General features: G+C 71.9%; 19 protein-coding genes and 1 pseudogene. 9 read left to right on the top strand and 11 right to left on the bottom strand.

Annotation, left to right across the window (positions count from 1 at the left end):
* Positions 1–4: 4 nt before the first annotated feature.
* Positions 5–1,096 (top strand): NDMA-dependent alcohol dehydrogenase, encoded by a 1,092-nt coding sequence (locus WCD41_RS27860; RefSeq protein WP_337718504.1) that lies wholly within the window; start codon positions 5–7, stop codon positions 1,094–1,096.
* On the opposite strand, the gene WCD41_RS27855 is transcribed toward WCD41_RS27860, so the two are convergent.
* Genes WCD41_RS27855 through WCD41_RS27845 form a run of 3 tightly spaced genes read right to left on the bottom strand, consistent with a single transcriptional unit; the run spans position 1,087 to position 3,246 of the window.
* A complete protein-coding gene (locus tag WCD41_RS27855; protein ID WP_337718503.1) occupies positions 1,087–1,965 on the bottom strand; it encodes an alpha/beta fold hydrolase in 879 nt (292 codons plus the stop codon). The genes WCD41_RS27860 and WCD41_RS27855 overlap by 10 nt on opposite strands.
* A gap of 4 nt (positions 1,966–1,969) precedes the next feature.
* Positions 1,970–2,341 (bottom strand): DUF2255 family protein, encoded by a 372-nt coding sequence (locus WCD41_RS27850; RefSeq protein ID WP_337718502.1) that lies wholly within the window; start codon positions 2,339–2,341, stop codon positions 1,970–1,972.
* Positions 2,338–3,246, bottom strand: coding sequence for an alpha/beta hydrolase (locus WCD41_RS27845; RefSeq protein ID WP_337718501.1), 909 nt, complete (start codon positions 3,244–3,246; stop codon positions 2,338–2,340). Before WCD41_RS27845 ends, WCD41_RS27850 begins: the two co-directional genes overlap by 4 nt.
* A 138-nt stretch (positions 3,247–3,384) precedes the next feature.
* Here WCD41_RS27845 and WCD41_RS27840 point away from each other — a divergent pair, with 138 nt between their 5' ends.
* Genes WCD41_RS27840 through WCD41_RS27825 form a run of 4 tightly spaced genes read left to right on the top strand, consistent with a single transcriptional unit; the run spans position 3,385 to position 7,687 of the window.
* Entirely contained in the window at positions 3,385–4,839 is a 1,455-nt protein-coding gene (locus WCD41_RS27840; RefSeq protein WP_337718500.1) for an aldehyde dehydrogenase, read from the top strand.
* Positions 4,840–4,850: 11 nt separating this feature from the next.
* Complete coding sequence (locus WCD41_RS27835; RefSeq protein ID WP_337718499.1) at positions 4,851–5,384, top strand: cupin domain-containing protein; 534 nt, start codon at positions 4,851–4,853, stop codon at positions 5,382–5,384.
* Positions 5,381–6,451, top strand: a complete 1,071-nt coding sequence (locus tag WCD41_RS27830) for a zinc-dependent alcohol dehydrogenase family protein (protein ID WP_337718498.1) — start codon at positions 5,381–5,383, stop codon at positions 6,449–6,451. Before WCD41_RS27835 ends, WCD41_RS27830 begins: the two co-directional genes overlap by 4 nt.
* A gap of 57 nt (positions 6,452–6,508) precedes the next feature.
* Entirely contained in the window at positions 6,509–7,687 is a 1,179-nt protein-coding gene (locus WCD41_RS27825) for a low temperature requirement protein A (RefSeq protein ID WP_337718497.1), read from the top strand.
* 544 nt (positions 7,688–8,231) lie between these two features.
* Here WCD41_RS27825 and WCD41_RS27820 read toward each other — a convergent pair.
* The 3 genes from WCD41_RS27820 to WCD41_RS27810 are packed head-to-tail and all read right to left on the bottom strand — an operon-like array spanning position 8,232 to position 10,175.
* Complete coding sequence (locus tag WCD41_RS27820) at positions 8,232–8,645, bottom strand: arsenate reductase ArsC (RefSeq protein ID WP_337718496.1); 414 nt, start codon at positions 8,643–8,645, stop codon at positions 8,232–8,234.
* A complete protein-coding gene (gene arsB / locus WCD41_RS27815) occupies positions 8,638–9,750 on the bottom strand; it encodes an ACR3 family arsenite efflux transporter (RefSeq protein ID WP_373695209.1) in 1,113 nt (370 codons plus the stop codon). The genes WCD41_RS27820 and arsB overlap by 8 nt, the downstream gene beginning before the upstream one ends.
* A complete protein-coding gene (locus WCD41_RS27810; protein ID WP_337718495.1) occupies positions 9,747–10,175 on the bottom strand; it encodes an ArsR/SmtB family transcription factor in 429 nt (142 codons plus the stop codon). The genes arsB and WCD41_RS27810 overlap by 4 nt, the downstream gene beginning before the upstream one ends.
* 90 nt (positions 10,176–10,265) lie before the next feature.
* Between WCD41_RS27810 and WCD41_RS27805 the strand changes: the two genes are divergently transcribed.
* Both WCD41_RS27805 and WCD41_RS27800 read left to right on the top strand, forming a co-directional pair.
* Positions 10,266–10,814 (top strand): ArsI/CadI family heavy metal resistance metalloenzyme, encoded by a 549-nt coding sequence (locus WCD41_RS27805; protein ID WP_337718494.1) that lies wholly within the window; start codon positions 10,266–10,268, stop codon positions 10,812–10,814.
* On the top strand, positions 10,811–11,557 hold the full coding sequence (locus WCD41_RS27800) for a methyltransferase domain-containing protein (RefSeq protein WP_337718493.1): 747 nt from the start codon (positions 10,811–10,813) through the stop codon (positions 11,555–11,557). The genes WCD41_RS27805 and WCD41_RS27800 overlap by 4 nt, the downstream gene beginning before the upstream one ends.
* 410 nt (positions 11,558–11,967) lie before the next feature.
* Here WCD41_RS27800 and WCD41_RS27795 read toward each other — a convergent pair whose 3' ends face one another.
* The 5 genes from WCD41_RS27795 to WCD41_RS27775 are packed head-to-tail and all read right to left on the bottom strand — an operon-like array spanning position 11,968 to position 15,348.
* A complete protein-coding gene (locus tag WCD41_RS27795; RefSeq protein ID WP_337718492.1) occupies positions 11,968–12,372 on the bottom strand; it encodes a (R)-mandelonitrile lyase in 405 nt (134 codons plus the stop codon).
* 20 nt (positions 12,373–12,392) lie between these two features.
* Positions 12,393–12,587 (bottom strand): SDR family oxidoreductase, encoded by a 195-nt coding sequence (locus tag WCD41_RS27790; RefSeq protein ID WP_337718579.1) that lies wholly within the window; start codon positions 12,585–12,587, stop codon positions 12,393–12,395.
* 16 nt (positions 12,588–12,603) lie between these two features.
* Positions 12,604–12,909 (bottom strand): carboxymuconolactone decarboxylase family protein, encoded by a 306-nt coding sequence (locus WCD41_RS27785; RefSeq protein WP_337718491.1) that lies wholly within the window; start codon positions 12,907–12,909, stop codon positions 12,604–12,606.
* Positions 12,909–14,330, bottom strand: coding sequence for an MFS transporter (locus tag WCD41_RS27780; RefSeq protein ID WP_337718490.1), 1,422 nt, complete (start codon positions 14,328–14,330; stop codon positions 12,909–12,911). Before WCD41_RS27780 ends, WCD41_RS27785 begins: the two co-directional genes overlap by 1 nt.
* The gene (locus WCD41_RS27775; RefSeq protein WP_337718489.1) at positions 14,311–15,348 is read right to left on the bottom strand and encodes a zinc-binding dehydrogenase; all 1,038 of its coding nucleotides are present in this window, start codon (positions 15,346–15,348) and stop codon (positions 14,311–14,313) included. The genes WCD41_RS27780 and WCD41_RS27775 overlap by 20 nt, the downstream gene beginning before the upstream one ends.
* A gap of 158 nt (positions 15,349–15,506) precedes the next feature.
* Between WCD41_RS27775 and WCD41_RS27770 the strand changes: the two genes are divergently transcribed.
* Both WCD41_RS27770 and WCD41_RS27765 read left to right on the top strand, forming a co-directional pair.
* Positions 15,507–16,430, top strand: a complete 924-nt coding sequence (locus tag WCD41_RS27770) for a helix-turn-helix transcriptional regulator (protein WP_337718488.1) — start codon at positions 15,507–15,509, stop codon at positions 16,428–16,430.
* Between the two features lie 730 nt (positions 16,431–17,160).
* Positions 17,161–17,901 (top strand): annotated as a pseudogene (locus WCD41_RS27765) (IS3 family transposase); the annotation flags it as partial.

Below are 17,901 nucleotides of genomic sequence, written 5' to 3'. Positions count from 1 at the left end.
GCAGGTGCCCGGGGAACTGGAGGTGGTCGACCTCGAGCTCGACGCCACGCGCCGCGACGAGGTCCAGGTGCGGATGGTCGCCTCGGGCCTCTGCCACTCCGACGACCACCACGTCACCGGTGACCTGCCGGTCGGGACCTGCCCGTTTGCCCTCGGGCACGAGGGAGCCGGGGTCGTCATCGAGGTCTTCGACAACGACAAGGGCATCCGCGAAGGAGACCACGTCGTCTTCTCCGCGATCCCGTCGTGCGGGCACTGCCGCTTCTGCTCCACCGGACGGCAGAACCTCTGCGACCTCGCCAAGGGCATCCTTGCCGGCCCGCGCTGGACCGACGGCTCCTACCGGTTGCACCAGGTCGAGGACGGCAGACCGGTCGGGCAGATGTGCGGCATCTCGACGTTCACCGCGACCACCACGGTCTCGCTGGCGTCGGTCGTGAAGATCGACGACGACATCCCGCTGGAGAAGGCCTGCCTGATCGGCTGTGCGGTCAGCACGGGGTGGGGCTCGGCGGTCAACTCCGCCGACGTGCGGCCCGGCGACACGGTGATCGTCATGGGTGTGGGCGGCATCGGGGCGAGCGCGATCCAGGGTGCGGCGCACGGTGGAGCGGGAACGATCATCGCCGTCGACCCCGTTGCCCTGAAGCGGGAGAAGGCGCTCGAGTTCGGCGCGACGCACACCGCCGCGTCGATCGAGGAGGCCACCGAGCTCGCGAAGCAGGGCACGAACGGCCAGGGCGCCGACGCCGCGATCATCACCGTCGGGGTACTGGAGCCGGAACACATCGGTCAGGCGCTCGCGGCGATCCGCCGGGCGGGGACCGTGGTGGTGACGGCCGTCGGGCAGCATGCAGTCAGCCAGACCCCGCTGGAGCTCTTCGACCTCACCCTGTCGCAGAAGCGCATCCAGGGGTCGCTGTTCGGGTCGACCAACGGCGGTTGGGACGTGCCGCGCTTGCTCGGCCTGTACCGCGCGGGGAAGCTGAAGCTCGACGAGATGGTCACCCGCACCTACGCGCTCGACGACATCGCCCAGGGATACCGGGACCTGCACGCCGGGCTCAACGTCCGCGGGGTCGTCGTCTACGACTGATCCGCCGTGCCTTGGAGGAAGGCCCGCAGGCCGGTGGTGAAGACGTCGTTGTCGTCGCCGGTGACCATGTGGCCCGCGCCGTCGACGTCGATCTGCTCGGCGTGCGGGATCAGCTCTCGCAGCTCCGCCGCCGCCTCCGGGCTCACCACCTCGGACTGCACACCGCGGACGAGCAGGGTCGGGACGACGACGCGGGCCGCGGCCGCGCACGCCCGTTCGGGGTCGGCGCGACCGGGCCGCTCGGGCGTCGGTGCGTCACCGGCGACGAAGCGCGGATCCCAGTGCCAGAACCACCGCCCATCGCGCCACCGCAGGTTGCGCCGGAGCCCGTCAAGGTGCGCCGGGCGCTGCCGGGACGGGTCGTAGGCGGCGATCGCGTCGGCCGCATCCTCCAGCGACGCGAAGCCGTCGAGGCCGCTGCGCATGAAGTCGAGGATCCGGTCCACGCCGGTCCGGTCGACGCGCGGGGTCACGTCCACCAGTACGAGCCCGGCAGCCAGGCTCGGGCCCTCACCCTCGGCGAGGAGCGCGGTCCGCCCGCCCAGCGAGGCCCCGACCAGGACCGGCCGGACCCCGAGCGCCGCGACGACGGCGCGCAGGTCGTCGGCGAGCACGCCGAGCCCGTAGTCGCCGTCCGGGGACCAGTCGCTGTCGCCGTGACCACGCGCGTCGACGGCCACGGTCGTCCAGCCGTCGTCGGCGAGCGTCTGCGCGGTCCGCCGCCACGAGTGCCGCGTCTGCCCGCCGCCGTGCAGGAAGAGGACCGTGCCCCGGGCTGCGCAGGGAGGGTTCCACCGGGTGGCGGCCAGATCGATCCCCGCCGCGCCCTCGACGCGCAGCTCGTTGATCGCGGGGGCATTCGTGCTCACCGAGTCACTCCCGGACGAGACGGGTGGTCGAGCCCGCCGCGGGGTCGTCGAGCATCGGTCGCAGCGCGCCGGGCTGGCCGGCGTACTTGGACCGGTAGGCCTCGCCGACCTGTTCCCGGACCGCCTCGTCGGCGACCGGCTCGAGCGTCACGTCGGTCTCGACCCCGCCCGCGCGCACCCGGGCCACGCCGCGGGACGTGGCGCGGCGGAACCAGCCGCCTTGGCTCCCGTACGCCGACCGGATGTAGAGGTCGTCGCCGACCCGGACCACCCAGATCGGGGTCAAGCGCCGCAACGATCCGTCGTCGCGGTAGCTGGTGATCTCCAGCTCCTCGGAACCCGCTACCTGCGCCAGGTCGTCCTCCGACCAGCTCACAGGTGCTCGGTGAAGAACGGGGTCGCCTCGGCGACGGCGCGGTCGACGTACTTCGGGACGTCGTAGAAGTCCATGTGCGTGCCGCCGTCGACGATCACGAGCTTCTTGTCGCCGCGCAGGCGGGCGTGGAGCTCGGTGGTGTGCCACAGCGACCCCGCGTCGGACCCGGCGACCATGAGCACGGGCTGGGTCAGCAGGTCCTCGGCGAGGTGGAACCCGTCCCACGCCATGATCTTCGGAATGCTCTTGGTCGCCAGGTAGGTGTTCTTCGCGTTCGGGTGCTGGGCGCGCGGCGTCAGGTAGTACTCGCTGGCCTGGACCATGTCGTACGGGGTGTTCTCGTCCGGCTCCGCGGGGACGTACGCGCTGGTGGCGACCTCGGCGCCGTGGGCGCACTCGGCGGTGCGCTGCTGGGCGATCGCGTCGAGGGCAGGGACGGCCGCGGTCGCGGGGTCGGCACCGAACCAGCCCTGCCGCCACGCCGTGCCGATGTTCAGGGCGCTCACGGTCGCGAGGGCCTTGACGCGGTGGTCGGTCATGGTTGCGTTCGCGCCGTAGGCGCCCCCGGCGCAGACTCCCAGCACGCCGATGCGTTCGGGGTCGACGTCGTCACGGGACTGCAGGTAGTCCACCGCCGCGCGGACGTCCTCCACCCGGGCGGCGGGGTCCTCCAGGAAGTGCGGTTCGCCGCCGGACTCGCCCTGGTAGGAGGCGTCGAACGCCAGGGTCACGAACCCCTGCGCGGCCATCTTCTCCGCGTACAGGCCCGCCGTCTGCTCCTTGACCCCTCCGCCGGGGTGGACGGTGACGAGCGCTGGGTACCGGTGTCCCTGTTCGAACCCGTCCGGCCGGAACAGGTTGCCGGCCATCGTGATCGATCCGTTGGCGAACGTGACGGCGTCCACGGCTGGTCACTCCTCGATGTCGTCTGACGTGGGTCGTGCACGGGGTTCCACGGAGCCGGGACCTCCATGCCTAGACGCAAAGTATTTTATACGATACGTTGCCGTCAGTGGTTCGGGTCACAGCGAGGGGATGAAGCGGTGCAGGATTACTCGACGTTCTTCATCGGGGGACGGTGGGTCGAGCCGCAGGGGAGCGACCTGCTCGCGGTCACCTCTCCGTTCACCGGTGAGGTGATCGCGCGCGTGCCGGCGGCGTCCGCCGCGGACGTCGACGACGCCGTCGCGGCCGCTCGGCGGGCGTTCGATCTCGGGGACTGGCCACGCCGCACGGTGGACGAGCGGGCCGAGGTCCTCGGTCGTCTCAGTGAGCTCCTCGGCAAGCGCGCCGACGAGATCGCCGGCCTCGTGACGAGCGAGATGGGCTGCCCGATCACGCTGTCGCGCTCGATGCAGGCCGCCGGGCCGAAGGTGCTCCTCGACAGCTTTCTCGAGCTCGCGCCGAACTACCCCTGGCGCTCCGAGCGCGAGGCCGTCACCGGCCGCGCGCTCGTGCTGCGCGAGCCCGTCGGCGTCGTGGCCGCGGTCGTGCCCTGGAACGCGCCGCTGCTCATCTCGGTCATGAAGCTCGCCCCGGCCCTGCTGGCGGGGTGCACCGTCGTCCTCAAGCCGGCCCCGGAGACCCCGCTCGACGCCTACCTACTCGCCGAGCTGCTGGCCGAGGCCGGGCTGCCGGAGGGGGTCGTCAACGTCGTCCCGGCCGATCGCGAGGTCAGCGAGCACCTCGTGACGCACCCGGGGGTCGACAAGGTGGCGTTCACGGGCTCGACCGCCGCCGGGCGCCGGATCGCTTCGCTCTGCGGGCACGACCTCAAGCGCGTGACGCTCGAGCTCGGCGGCAAGTCGGCCGCAGTGTTGCTCGACGACGCCGACGTCGCGGCCGCGGCGGAGTCGCTGCGCATCGGCTCCTTCCGCAACAGCGGCCAGGTGTGCAGCCTCAAGACGCGCGTCGTCGTGCCCCGGTCGCGCCAGGAGGAGTTCCTCGACGCCTTCGGGGCGGTCGTGGCGAGCATGCCCGTCGGCGACCCGATGGACCCGGCCACCCAGATCGGCCCGATGGTGAGCGAGCGTCAGCGCGCACGGGTCGAGGGCTACATCGCGGCCGGTCGCGACCAGGGCGCGCGGCTCGTCACCGGGGGCGGGCGGCCCGCCGGACTCCACGACGGGTTCTTCGTCGAGCCCACGATCTTCGCCGACGTCGCCACGGAGATGACGATCTCCCAAGAAGAGATCTTCGGGCCCGTGGTCTCGGTCCTGGCCTACGACGACGAGGACCAGGCCGTCGCGATCGCGAACGACTCCACCTACGGGCTCAACGGGTCGGTGTTCACCGCCGACCCCGGCCGCGGCGTCGCCGTCGCGTCCCGCCTGCGCACCGGCACCGTCGAGGTCAACGGCAGCCCGGTGGGCTTCCACGCGCCCATCGGCGGCTTCAAGTCCAGCGGGATCGGCCGGGAGGCCGGTCCCGAAGGGTTCGACGCGTACGTCGAGCTCAAGTCCGTGGGTCTCCCGCGAGACCTGATCCTGAGCAGCTGAAGGAGACCGACATGGCAGGCAAGCACCTCGAAGCCCAGGCGCGCGTCGTCGTCTCGGGACTCGACGAGAGCGGGAAGTCGACCATCGTCAGTGACGGGAACACCGCCACACGGATCGCCGCCCCCGGGTTCACGGTGATGGACACCTGGCAGGTCGATGCCGTTCCCGCCGAAGTCGGCGCCGCGTCCACGCTCGGCGAGAACCCGGTCATCGACCCGCCGAAGAGCGGCCTGGTCGTCCGGCTGGCGAGCTTCCCGCCCGACAGCGAGTTCGACGCCGCGGCCTACGCCGCCTCCCTGGACGACTTCGGTGGTGGCGACTCCCACGGCGGCGCCGAGGACGGCGCGGCCGGGGTGTGGCACGAGACCGACACGGTCGACGTCGTGACCGTCATCAAGGGCGAGCTGTACGCCGTGATGGAGACGGGCGAGACGCTGCTGCGCGAGGGCGACACGTTCGTGACCCGCGGGGTGAAACACATCTGGAGCAACCGCACCGACGAGCCGGTCCTGATCGTCGCGACCATGATGGCGGGCACCCGATGAGGGGCGTCGTCTTCGCCGGCGACAAGCAGCTGGAGGTCATGGACTTCCCCGACCCGAAGCCGGGCCCGGACGACGTCGTGATCGACATCAAGGCGTCGGGCCTGTGCGGCAGCGATCTGAAGTTCTACCGCGACCCGCCCGGTGCCGCGCTGAAGGCGCTGGGCTTCAAGAGCTTCGACGAGCGCGGGGTCGAGGGCGTGCCGTCGATTATCGCCGGCCACGAACCGTGCGGTGTCGTCGCCGAGGTCGGTGCCGACGTCGACCCGCGCGCCTTCAAGGTCGGCGATCGTGTCATGCAGTTCCACTACGACGGCTGCGGGCACTGCGACCTCTGCCGCAGCGGCTGGACGCAGATGTGCCCGCAGGGCGCGACGATCTACGGAGCCACCGCGCACGGCGGCCACGCGCACCACATGCTCGCCCCGGCCCGCACTCTGGTGCACCTGCCCGAGGCGATCAGCTTCTCGGCCGGCGCGGCCATCGCCTGCGGGACCGGCACGGCCTACGGCGCGCTGCGCCGCACCGGGGTCACGGCCGCCGACACCGTGGCCGTGTTCGGGATCGGGCCGATCGGCCAGTCCTGTGTGCAGTTCGCGACGGCGATGGGCGCGACGGTCATCGCCGTCGACGTCGCCGACGCCAAGCTGGAGCGGGCCGGCGAGTTCGGCGCCCACCACGTGGTCAACTCCGCACAGACCGACGCCGTCGCGGCGATCAAGGAGCTGACCGGCGGCCGTGGTGCCACCGTGTCGATCGAGTGCTCCGGCGCGCCGCCCGCCCGGGCGGCGGCCGTACGGTGCCTGGCCGTGTGGGGCCGTTCCGCGATGGTCGGCCTCGGCGGCGAGCTCACCCTCGACGTCGCCCCCGACATCGTGATCAAGCAGATCACGATCTACGGCACGTACACGTTCTCCAACGTCGGGCTCGCGGAATGCGCCCGGTTCGTGGCCGACCACGGCATCGACGTCGACAAGCTCTTCACCGACCGCTGGAGTATCGACCAGGCCGACGAGGCCTACCGGGTGTTCGACAAGCAGGAGCGAGGCAAGGCGGTCATCGAGTTCTGACGCCGTGGTGCTCGCTACTCTCCGCTCCCGCACAGGACCGCCGCTGCGAGGAGCCCGATGACGACGCAGGAAGGCCGGCCACAGCTGCTGCGGCCGGAGGGTGCGGGCCACGCCACGGTGGCGCCGATCGAGCTGTTCTTCGACCTGGTCTACGTCTTCGCCATCGTCCAGGTCTCGCACACGCTGTTGGCGCACCTGACCGCCCTGGGCGCCCTTGAGACCGCCCTGCTCTTCGCGGCGGTGTGGTGGGTGTGGAACTACACCACGTGGGCGATGAATTACCTCGATCCTCGCCGCAGCGCGGTGCGGATCCTCAACGCGGTGCTGATGCTGGCCGCCTTCGGCATGGCGCTGGCCCTGCCGTCCGCGTTCGGTGGCGGGGGTCTGGTCTTCGCGGGTTGCTACGCCGTCGCCCAGGTCGGTCGGCCAGCCTTCATGTGGATCACGTTGCGCGGCCATGTCCTGTCGCGCAACTACCGCAACCTGCTCGTCTACAGCGCGATCGCGTCGGCGCTGTTCCTCGCCGGCGCGTTCCTGCCGGCCGGTGCGCGTCTCGTGGTGTGGGCCGTCGCGGTGGCGATCGACATCCTTGGACCCCGTGTCGAGTTCCGGGTCCCGGGCCTGGGCTCCACCCCGATGGACACCTGGCCCGCCGACGCCGAGCACCTCGCCGAGCGGAGCCGTCTCGTTTTCATCATCGCGCTCGGAGAGTCGATCCTGATCATGGGGCTGACCATCACCGAGCTTCCGTCGATCGACGCGTACGCGGTGCTGATCGCCGTACTCGGCTTCGTCGGGCTGTTCGGGCTGTGGTGGTCCTACTTCGCGCTCGCCGGTGACGACACCACGGCCAGCCACGGCGACCGCAGCACGGCCGCCCTGCGCGGTGCGTTCCCGTACGCCCACGGCCTGATGGTGGCGGGGGCGATCCTGTTCGCCGTGTCCATCGAGCTGCACCTCACGCACCCTGAGACCGAGCCGGGACTCGTCCTCACCTCGATCGGCGGTCCGCTGCTCTACCTCGCCGGCAACGTGCTGTTCCTCCGATCGCGGAGCGGCGCGGTGGCCCGCGCGCGCTACCTCGCCGCCGGAGTGCTCGTCCTCGTCGGCGTGCTCGGTCTGCTCGTCGGGCACGCCCTGCCGGCGCTGGTCATCGGACTCGTGGTGCTCGGTGTCGTCCTCGCGCTCGCAGCCGTCACCGAGCTGAGCTCGAGCAGTCCCTCGACGTCTGCCTGAGTCGGGACTGGCTCGTCCAGGCAGACCTCGCGGACGACCCCGGCCAGCCGGAACGCCACCAGTCCATCCGGCTGGGTGCTCTCGGCATGCACTTGTTGATCTCTGGCGTGGTGCGAGTCGTGGTGCGAAACCCTGCGGCTCGGTGCCCGTGGTGCGAGTTCTGCGGCGTCGGGCGCCGCTGTTGTCGCTGGTAGCAGCTGTGGTGGGCGCGATCCGAGCCTCTGGGGGTCAAGGGGTCGCAGGTTCAAATCCTGTCGTCCCGACGCACACGACGGACCCCTCCGACTTGGGCATCCCTCCAGGTCAGAGGGGTCCTTGTCTGTCTGGGTGCCGATCATCGAGTGGATCTTCCTGTCGATCGTTCGGGACCACTTCGGGACCAGACAGGCGGGCACGAGCGACACCGCCCGCAGTGCCGGCCCGCCCCGGGACCCGCGTACGTACGGTCAGCAGCTCGCCGGCGCCGGAGGACGGCGTCGTGGCCGCGAGCCGTGCTCGACGATCTTGCGGAGGATGTGCACGGGAACACCGGCATCGGCCGCGGTCACAGGGTGGTGGCGGGGACGAGCTCGGTCAGCAACTCGCGGACGCGGCGGTCGATGTCGTCGCGGATCGGCCGGACGTCGTCGATGCCCTTGCCGGCGGGGTCGGTGAGTTCCCAGTCGAGGTAGCGCTTGCCGGGGAAGATCGGGCAGGCGTCGCCGCAGCCCATGGTGATGACGACGTCGGCGGCGTCGACGTCGGCGGTGGTGAGCTTGGTGGGGACCTCCTGGGAGAGGTCGATGCCGAGCTCCTCCATCACCTGCCGGACGGCGGGGTTGACCTCGTCGGCCGGGGCGGAGCCCGCGGAGCGGACCGCGACTTTTCCGGCGGCGCGGTGGGCGAGCAGCGCGGCGGCCATCTGCGAGCGGCCGGCGTTGTGCACGCAGACGAACAGCACCTCGGGCACGTCAGGCACGGCGGGTCTCCTCGAGCGCGGGATCGGTGGTGGGGAACAGCCGGCGTCGCAGCCAGAGGGAGACGTAGACCAGGGCGACCAGGACGGGGACCTCGATGAGGGGTCCGACGACGCCGGCGAGGGCCTGGCCTGAGGTGGCGCCGAACGTGGCGATGGCGACGGCGATGGCCAGTTCGAAGTTGTTGCCGGCGGCGGTGAACGCGAGCGTGGTGGTGCGCTCGTAGCCCAGGCCGGCGGCGCGGCCGAGGGCGTAGGAGCCGGCCCACATCACGGCGAAGTAGATGAGCAGCGGCAGCGCGATCCGGACGACGTCGAGGGGCCGGCTGGTGATGGCGTCGCCCTGCAGGGCGAAGAGCACGACGATGGTGAACAGCAGCCCGTAGAGCGCGAACGGCCCGATCCGGGGCAGGAAGCGGGTCTCGTACCACTCGCGGCCGCGAGCGCGTTCCCCGAGCCGGCGGGTGAGGTAGCCCGCGAGCAGCGGGATGCCGAGGAAGATCAGCACCGAGCGGACGATGGCCCAGGCGGAGACGTCGAGCCCGGCGGTGGGCAGGCCGAGCCAGCCGGGCAGGACCGCGAGGTAGAACCACCCGAGGGCGCCGAAGGCGATCACCTGGAACACGCTGTTGAGCGCGACGAGCACGGCGGCGGCTTCGCGGTCACCGCGGGCGAGGTCGTTCCAGATGATGACCATGGCGATGCAGCGGGCGAGCCCGACGATGATCAGTCCGGTCCGGTACTCGGGCAGGTCCGGGAGCAGCAGCCACGCGAGCGCGAACATCAGCGCCGGCCCGATGAGCCAGTTCAGCACCAGCGACGAGACGAGCAGACGGCGGTCGCCGGTGACGGTGTCGAGGCGGTCGTAGCGGACCTTCGCGAGCACCGGGTACATCATGATCAGCAGCCCGAGCGCGATCGGGAGCGAGACCCCGTCGACGGCGACCGCGCCCAGGGCCTCGCCGAGGCCGGGGATGAGCCGGCCGGCCAGCAGACCGACGATCATCGCCGCGAGGATCCAGACCGGCAGGAACCGGTCGAGAGTGGAGAGCTTCGCGACGACGCCGGCCTCGGCGGGATCGCGCGAGGTCAGGTTCTCGCTGCTCACGCGTCGACGACCGGCAGCGCGTCGCGGTCGGCGGGCATCGCGGCGGGGCTGTCGGGGGCAGCGGGCACCAGCACGGCCGAGAGCTGGTCGAGCAGCTCGGGGCGCACCCGGTAGTAGACCCAGGTGCCGCGGCGCTCGCCGGTGATCAGCCCGGCCTCGCGCAGCACCTTGAGGTGGTGGCTGATCGTCGGGCCGGACAGGTCGAACACGTCGGTGAGATCGCAGACGCAGGCCTCGCCGCCCGCATGGGAGGCGATGAGCGAGAGCAGGCGCAGTCGCACGGGGTCGCCCATGGCCTTGAACACCCGCGCGAGCTCGGTGGACTGCTGGGCGGAGAGCGGCTCGCGGGCCAGCGGCTCGCAGCACCCGACGACCGCGGCGAGGTCGGCGAGCATCCGCTCCTGCACCTGATCCTGCTTCGGCATACGTCTATCTTGACGCTCGTCGAACCACGAGGCAACCTCTGCTTCGACCGACGTCAAAACAGGTGTCGGCTGTGTTCGAGGAGGACCACCATGTCCCGTGTGCAGCTCGCCCTGCGGGTCTCCGACCTGGAGGGCTCGATCCGCTTCTACTCCCATCTCTTCGGCGTGGAGCCCGCCAAGCGCCGCCCCGGCTACGCCAACTTCGCGGTCGCCGAACCGCCGCTGAAGCTGGTGCTGCTCGAAGGCGAGGCCGGCCGCCCGACCGTGATGGACCACCTGGGCGTGGAGGTCGCGTCGACCGCCGAGGTCGACGATGCCACCGCACGACTGTCCGAGCTGGGCCTGTTCACCCAGGTCGAGGACGACACCACCTGTTGCTACGCGCGCCAGGACAAGGTGTGGGTGCAGGGACCGGGTCAGGAGCCGTGGGAGGTCTACACCGTCAAGGAGGACTCCCAGGTCTACGGCACCGACGGCATCATCACGACCATGCCCGACGACGCCGGCGCCGAGGCCGCGACCGGTCAGACCGCGTGCTGTGGGGTCACCGCGTGCTGCTCCCACGACGAGCAGGCCACTGAACCCGGCGTGACCGTGACCGAGGCCAAGACCGTCGCCGGCTGCGGGTGCGTCGCGTGACCACCGAGTCCGCGGACGGGTCGGCCGTGGCGCGCGAGCGGGTCCGGGCCCGCTACGCCGCTGCGGCCGGCCAGGTCCGCGCCGGCCAGACCCCGAGCTGTTCGCAGTCCGACCCGGCCGGCATGTGCGGGGACGCCTACGATCCCGCCCAGCTCGCCGACGCCGGGGCCGCGGGAGCGGCCAGCCTGGGGTGCGGGAACCCGCTCGCGGTCGCCGAGCTCGTCGCCGGGGAGACCGTGCTCGACCTCGGGTCCGGCGCCGGACTCGATGTGCTGCTCTCGGCCCGGCGCGTCGGACCCGACGGGTTCGCCTACGGGCTGGACATGACCGACGAGATGCTCGACCTCGCCCGCGGCCACGCCGCCGACGCTGGCGTCACCAACGTCGAGTTCCTGCGCGGGCACATCGAGGCCATCCCGCTGCCCGACGCTTCGGTCGACGTCGTCATCTCCAACTGCGTGATCAACCTGTCGACGGACAAGCCGGCGGTGTTCCGTGAGATCGCGCGAGTGGTGCGCCCCGGCGGGCGCCTCGGCGTCGCTGACCTCGTCGCGGACGACGATGCCGACCACGCGACGGTCGCCGAAGCGGCGGCATCGGTCGGGGCGATCACCGGGGTCCTCCCTCGAGCTGAGTACGTGACCCAGCTCCGGCAGGCCGGCCTCGCCGAGGTCGCGATCGCCGTCAACCAGGAGATCGCCGGCGGTGTCTTCTCTGCCATCATCCAGGCCTCGCGCACCTGATGATCGAGCGATGGGCGAAGGAAGCATCTGGCCGCGCCACCGGCCGGCGCCCGTGCACCACATCCGTCGTAGGTCCCCTCAGGACTGGCCGCGCGGTACTTCCCTAGCGGCAAGTTCCTCCGCGCCCCCGCGCCCCGTGTCGACTCGTCGCACGGCGGGTCCCGGCGACCACGTCCGGTCTGCCGCCGCTGATGCGTCGTTCCGTGCTGCCTAGGCCCCGCGGAGGACGACCTCCGCATCCGGGGTGGCGCCGGCGACGCGGTCGAGCAGTAGCCGGAGCTCGTCGACCATGGCCGGGTAGCCGGTCGGGACCGGATCGCCGAACCAGGTCCGGTCCGGGGCGACCGCTCCGGCGCCAGCCTGGCCTCGAGCGCCTCGGAGGACGGTGCCGCCGCCGCGTCCGCGACGCGCTAGGAGCGGTGTGTCTGCCGGTACTGGTCGTCGGTGACGGGCTCGAGCCAGGTGGTCCCGTCACCGTCGCCCGTGCCCTCCAGCAGGGCGTAGTGACACATCAGGTTGCCCTCGGTGGCGCCGTGCCAGTGCTCCTCGCCGGGCGGGGTCCAGACGGTGTCGCCGGGGCGCATGCGGATGACGGTGCCGTCGCGGTTGACGACGAACCCCTCGCCGTCGGTGCAGCGCAGCAGCTGCCCCAGCGCGTGGGAGTGCCAGTTCGTGCGCGCACCGGGGGTGAAGCGGACCTGGCTCCCGAGCAGCCGCGAGGGCTCCTTGGGGGTGTGGAAGATGTCGACGTAGACGTCGCCGGTGAAGCGTTCGGCCGGCGCCTTGGCGGTGGGGGAGACGGGTTCGAGCTCCATGGGTGCTCCTGTCGGGATGGTCAGACGGCGGTGTAGCCGCCGTCGACGGGAAGAGCGACGCCGCCGACGAACGAGGCGCCCGGACCGCACAGCCAGAGAACGGCAGTGGCTATCTCCTCGGCGGTGCCGAGCCGTGCGATGGGCTGGTTGGCCTCGGCGGTGGCGCGGTCGAGGTCCCCGGAGTCGATCATCTGCGTGACCATCGGGGTCTCGATGGTGTCGTCGCCGGATTCATGACGCGTCCTCGCCGAGGACCTCCTGCAGCCGGGTGAGCGCCGTGACCGCGGTGGGCCAGCCGCTGTAGAAGGCGAGGTGGGTGATCGCCTCGACCAGCTCGTCGCGGGTGACGCCGTTCTCGAGCGCGCGGTTCAGGTGGAAGCCGAGCTGCTCGCTCCGGTACTGCGAGACCAGCGACGCGACGGTGATCAGGCTGCGGTCGCGCTTGGACAGCTCGGGGCGTTCCCAGACGTCGCCGAAGAGGACCTCGGTGTTGAGCTCCTGGAGCTTCGGGGCGAGGTCGAGCGGGTGCTGGGCCATCAGGTGGTCTTCCTTCCTCGGTGGTGGGTGCGCTCGCGGGTGGCGAGCGCGATCAGGGCGCAGACCAGGGAGACGACGCCCGTGGCGACGACCGCGACGTCCCAGCCGGCGATCGCGGCGGACGGGCCGGTGCCGGCGCCGGTGATGATCACCGCGCAGGCGGCGATGCCGATCGCGGAGCCGACGTAGCGGGCGGTGTTGTTGGCGCCCGAGCCCATCGCGGTGCGCTCGGGCGGGACGGTGGCGACGGCCTGGCGGCCGAGCGCGGCGTTGAGCACGCCGTTGGCGGCGCCGGCGATCAGCAGTCCGGGGACGAGGCGCGCCGGCGAGCTGTCGACGTCGAGCCCGAGCAGGGCGAACTGCCCGACGCCGACGCCGACGAGCCCGCCGACGAGCAGGGCGCGCGGGGTGACGGTGTCGGGGAACCAGCCGGCGGCGTAGGCGGTGACCGCGCTGGTCGCCGACCAGGCCAGCAGGACGACCGAGGCCAGGACCGCGCTCGTGCCCAGGCCGCGCTCGAGCACCGTCGGCACGAAGTTCGACAGCGCGAGCACGCCCGCCCCGGCGCCGAGCGCGGCCACCGTGGCGCCGGTGAAGTCCGGGCGCCGGAACAGCGCCAGGTCGAGCATCGGCGTGCGGCTGCGGTGCTCGACGAGCACGAAGCCCGCGAGCAGCAGCACCGCCGCGACCAGCAGCGCGACCGTCGATGCCGAGGCACCAACGCTGCGCGCCTGCACCAGCCCCGCGAGCAGCGCCGCGACGCCGAGGGGGAGCAGCAGCGTGCCCGGCACGTCCAGCGGGCGCGGGTGCGTCGCGCGGGACTCGACGAGCAGCGCCCGCCCCGTGATCGCCAGCACGAGCGCGGCGGCGGCGATCACCAGGTGGGGCAGCCGCCACCCGCCCAGGGCGGCGAGCCCGGAGGCGAGGACGGGACCGACAGCGACGCCCGCCCCGAGCGCGGCGCCCCAGGTCGCGGTCGCGCGCGAGCGGGCCCGGCCCGTCGGGTACGCCTGCCCGATCAGGCCCAGCCCGCAGGCCATCATCGCCGCGCCGCCGAGGCCCTGGGCGATGCGCATCAGCACCAGCCACATCGGTCCGGGCGCGAGCCCGGCCAGCAGCGAGGCCAGGGCGAGCACGGCGGCACCGAGCACGAAGACCCGGCGCCGGCCGCGCTCGTCGCCGATCGCGCCGGCGGCCATGAGCCCGGCCGCGCACCCGAGGCTCATCGCGCTGAGGATCCAGGCCTGCGCCCCGGCGTCCGCGCCGAGCCCGTCCGCAGTCGCGACCAGCGTCGCCAGCGGCGTCGTGAACGCCACCAGGGTCATCAGCACCCCGGCCGACGCGACGACGACCGTCGCATCGCGCGGGTGCTCGGCCGCGGTGAACGCTCTCCTCGAGGTGTCAGGGGGTGACGAGGACATTGAGCGCCTCACGGTCGGCCATCGCCCGGTACCCGTCGGGGACCTGGTCGATCCCGACGGTGCGGTCGAAGACCTTGCCGGGGTCCACGGTGCCGTCGAGCACCCGCGGCAGCAGCGTGTCGATGTAGGCGCGGGTGGGGGCCGGCCCGCCGGTGAGGGTGATGTTGCCGCCGAAGAGGCTGCCGAACCCGACGGGCGCCTCCTCGTACTGGGGCACGCCGACGCGGCTGATCGTCCCGCCGGGGCGCACGATGCCGTAGGACTGCTCGTAGGCCGGACGGTACCCGACGGCCTCGAGGACGACGTGGGCGCCCTCGCCCCGGGTGAGCTCGCGGACCCGCTCGATGCCCTCGTCGCCGCGCTCGGCGACGACGTCGGTGGCGCCGAACTCGCGACCCAGATCGGTACGGACCTTGTGCCGGCCCATCAGGATGATCTGCTCGGCGCCCAGCAGCTTCGCCGAGAGCACGGCGAGCAGGCCGACGGCGCCGTCGCCGACGACCGCGACGCTCGTGCCGGCGTCCACCCCGCCGCTCACGGCGGCGTGATAGCCGGTGCCGAACACATCGGACAGGGTCAGCAATGAGGGCGCGAGCGCGGAGTCGGGTTCGACGGGCAGCTTCGCCAGGGTCCCGTCGGCGAGCGGGACACGGATGGCCTCGGCCTGCCCGCCCTCCTGCTCGAGCCCGTCCCAGAAGCCGCCGTGCACGCACGAGGTGTGCAGGCCCTCGCGGCAGAACGCGCACGTGCCGTCGGAGAAGGCGAAGGGCGCGACGACGAGGTCGCCGGCCTTGAGCGTCGACACCTCGGCTCCGGTCTCCTCGACGACGCCCAGGAACTCGTGGCCCATGCGCACCGGACCGCTCTCGGGGGACATCGAGCCGTAGGGGTGCAGGTCGCTGCCGCAGACGCAGGACGTGGTGATCCGCACGAGCGCGTCGGTGGGCTGCTGGATGACGGGGTCGGGCACGTCCTCGACGCGGACGTCGCCGGCGCCGTACATCAGGGTCGCCTTCATCGTTTCCTCTCAGAACCGTCGGTGGTGCGAGCCCCACACAACGCCTCGCGCGCCGCCGGTGGCAGGCGGCGGTTGCGGGGGTGCCGCGAGGGGGGTGCCGGCAGCACCCCCCTGATCGGCACCCCGCACGGGCGCCGTCCACCCCGTACCGTCGAGGCATGTCACAGCCCTCCGACCACCGCGTCGAGCTGGGGGAGTTCCTGGCTTCGCGGCGCGCCCGGATCACTCCGGACCAGGTCGGTCTGCCGGTCTACGACGCGGCCAAGCGTCGCGTCCCGGGGCTGCGCCGCCAGGAGGTCGCGACGCTGGCGGGGCTGTCGGTCGACTACTACACCCAGCTCGAGCGCGGGAAGGTCGGCGGCGTCTCGGAGTCGGTGCTCGAGGCGGTCGCCGCGGCGCTGCAGCTCGACGACGCCGAGCGCTCGCACCTCGCCGACCTGCACCGCAGCGTCTCGACCAGTCCCCAGCGCCGCCGTCCTCCGAAGCGGGCCACGACCGTGCGGCCGATGGTCCAGCGGCTGCTCGACGCGCTGAGCGTGCCCGGGATCGTGGGCAACGCCCGCCAGGACCTCGTGGCCGCGAACGCGCTGGGCTACGCCTTCTACGCCCCGCTCTACCCCGACCCGCAGCGCCCCGACCCGTCACACCCGGTCAACTTCGCGCGGTTCTGCTTCCTCGACCCCGCCGCGCACGACTTCTACCCCGACTGGGAGTGGATGGCCGACGTGGCGGTGAACAACCTGCGCACCGCCGCCGGGCGCGACCCCTACGACCGCGGCATCCAGGACCTCGTGGGGGAGCTGTCCACCCGCAGCGAGGAGTTCCGCGTCGGCTGGGCCAAGCACAACGTGCGGCTGCACCGGACCGGCACCAAGCGCTTCCACCATCCCGTCGTCGGTGCGCTCGAACTGGGCTACGAGACCCTGCCCATCACCGCCGACCCCGGCCTGCAGCTCACCGTCTACAGCCCCGAACCGGCCAGCCCCTCGGCCGACGCCCTCGCACTGCTCGCTGCCTGGGCGGCCACCAACGCTGCGCACGACGTGGACACCGTCGGCACGGAGCAGCCCTTCACAGGCTGAGCCTCACGGTCTCCGCTCCCGGCCACCGACGTCGGCAGACCCACCTGCGGGTCCGTCGTACGGCTCGTCGGACGTCTCGCGACGACGAGATCGCGAGCCGAACTCGGCTGATGCGAAGAGCGGCCCTTCACACGAGTTGAAGGTCGGTGCGACCTCCTCCGGTGAGGTCGGCCGTTGTGGCATGTGGGCCAACGCGGTCACCGCGGGCTGCTTCGCAAGCGAGATGCTCCCTCGGAATCCGAGGGCGCGTCGCGACCTCACCGCCGTGGAGTCGGCGCTCGACGACTCGATGTTCAGAGCCACGCCGCGGCAAGGAAGCTCGTCCGCCACTCGCCGAGACGGGGACTGACTCCGACCGGTGCGCGAACTCTCGCTGAGACGTTGACGGCCAAGCTGGCCCTCTTGGGACCAGTTTGGGACCACACGACCTGCGCGGCACGGCAAAGCACCTGCGCAGTTGACTCCGCGGTTCTACTCCTACACACGACCTGACCTGCGATAACCGCTTGCCCGCCGTCCTGGGTGTCAAGGGGTCGCAGGTTCTAATCCTGTTATCCCGACGCACACACTTCGCGGGTCGATGGTCGCCACCGGCCGTTGGCTTGGTGGTGCAACTCGCTCGACACTGTGGTTGCAGCCGCCACGCTAGGACGCTCCGCGCCGCCCGTCGAGTCGCTTGCTGAACCGCCCCGGCGTGTCCGGAGACCTGATCGTCTGAGGAGATCTGGTCATGACACGTCGGTCCCAGCCGCCCTATCCGCCGGAGTTGCGGGAGCGAGCGGTGCGCATGGTCGCTGAGGTTCGGGCGGATTACGAGTCGTCGTGGGCGGCGATGAACGCGGTCGCCGAGAAGCTCGGGGTGGGCACCGGGGAGACGGTGCGCAAGTGGGTCCGTCAGGCCGAGATCGACGGTGGGGTCCGGCCCGGGACGACGAGCGAGGAGTCCGACGAGCTCAAGCGGCTGCGCCGGGAGAACGCCGAGCTCAAGCGGGCCAACGACATCCTCAAGGCGGCGTCGGCTTTCTTCGCGGCCGAGATCGACCGGCCACCGCGACGCTCGTGAGGTTCATCGAGCAGCACGCCGCCCACACCTCGGACGGGCGGCGTTGGGGCGTCGAGTCGATCTGCACCGTGCTGGGAGAACTCGGTGTGTCGATTGCCCCGTCCACCTATTACGACGCTCGACGTGCACTGGCCGCGCCGTCGCCCGCCGCGCAGCGAAACGAGCAGGTGGCCGTCGAGGTGGCGCGGGTGCACGCCGAGAACTACGGCGTCTACGGCGCTCGCAAGGTCTGGGCCCAGCTCAATCGGGAGGACATCCCGGTGGCCCGCTGCACCGTGGAGCGGCTCATGCGCGCCCAGGGCCTGGCCGGCGTGCGCCCCGGACGCCGGATCCGCACCACCATCCCCGGCGATCAAGCACGGGCCCGCGACCTGGTGGGCCGCGGTTCAACCCGCCCGCACCGGACCG

The organism is Actinomycetospora aeridis, assembly GCF_037400275.1.
Classification (GTDB): domain Bacteria; phylum Actinomycetota; class Actinomycetes; order Mycobacteriales; family Pseudonocardiaceae; genus Actinomycetospora; species Actinomycetospora aeridis.
Note: the sequence above shows the minus strand (reverse complement) of the source record. Positions and strands in the feature narration are given on the sequence as shown.

What these genes read in the sequence shown, in the direction of transcription:
- WCD41_RS27775 (WP_337718489.1), bottom strand. Translation starts at nt 15,348, where the DNA reads ATGAAGGCGACCCTGATGTACGGCGCCGGCGACGTCCGCGTCGAGGAC.
- WCD41_RS27810 (WP_337718495.1), bottom strand. Translation starts at nt 10,175, where the DNA reads ATGCCGAAGCAGGATCAGGTGCAGGAGCGGATGCTCGCCGACCTCGCC.
- WCD41_RS27770 (WP_337718488.1), top strand. Translation starts at nt 15,507, where the DNA reads ATGTCACAGCCCTCCGACCACCGCGTCGAGCTGGGGGAGTTCCTGGCT.
- WCD41_RS27835 (WP_337718499.1), top strand. Translation starts at nt 4,851, where the DNA reads ATGGCAGGCAAGCACCTCGAAGCCCAGGCGCGCGTCGTCGTCTCGGGA.
- WCD41_RS27805 (WP_337718494.1), top strand. Translation starts at nt 10,266, where the DNA reads ATGTCCCGTGTGCAGCTCGCCCTGCGGGTCTCCGACCTGGAGGGCTCG.
- WCD41_RS27780 (WP_337718490.1), bottom strand. Translation starts at nt 14,330, where the DNA reads ATGTCCTCGTCACCCCCTGACACCTCGAGGAGAGCGTTCACCGCGGCC.
- WCD41_RS27825 (WP_337718497.1), top strand. Translation starts at nt 6,509, where the DNA reads ATGACGACGCAGGAAGGCCGGCCACAGCTGCTGCGGCCGGAGGGTGCG.
- WCD41_RS27830 (WP_337718498.1), top strand. Translation starts at nt 5,381, where the DNA reads ATGAGGGGCGTCGTCTTCGCCGGCGACAAGCAGCTGGAGGTCATGGAC.
- WCD41_RS27795 (WP_337718492.1), bottom strand. Translation starts at nt 12,372, where the DNA reads ATGGAGCTCGAACCCGTCTCCCCCACCGCCAAGGCGCCGGCCGAACGC.
- WCD41_RS27785 (WP_337718491.1), bottom strand. Translation starts at nt 12,909, where the DNA reads ATGGCCCAGCACCCGCTCGACCTCGCCCCGAAGCTCCAGGAGCTCAAC.